This window comes from Flavobacterium sp. ALJ2, from assembly GCF_015594725.1.
Lineage (GTDB): Bacteria > Bacteroidota > Bacteroidia > Flavobacteriales > Flavobacteriaceae > Flavobacterium.
Map to the genome: position 1 here is coordinate 1 of NZ_JADNRC010000079.1, position 396 is coordinate 396.

Annotated in this window: 1 protein-coding gene; it reads right to left on the minus strand. The window is 40.2% G+C overall.

Features of this window, described 5'->3' with window-relative positions; translation table 11 throughout:
- The coding region (locus IUY40_RS19295) for a hypothetical protein (RefSeq protein ID WP_229335717.1) at window positions 1-396 on the minus strand (396 nt) is incomplete at both ends.

The following is a 396-nucleotide window of genomic DNA, read 5'->3' on the forward strand; positions in this document are numbered from 1 at the left end:
TGCTGTACCTGAACCCGCAGGAATCGTTGCCACACCTGATAACGTTTCATAGTCCGCACCATTTATGGCTGTACTAGAAACTGCTATCTCATAATGTATATCTAGTGGACTCGTCACAATAATATCCTTCGGTAAACTTACCGTCAGAGTAGTACTTTCTCCTTCTGCAACATTTGCTGTAGGTGGAGAAATACTCAATACTTTATTTGCAGGATCATTTCCAGTTGCATCTTTAATGGTAACTGTAGCTTTATTGTCGCTTCCCCAAGTAAATCCTGAGACAGTTCCTCCTGTTATAATTACCGTTTCGTCTAGTTCTATCAGATTATCTGTTAACGCAACAACTTCTATTATTGCTGTACCCGAACCTTTCTCAATCGTTACCGAACCTGTTAA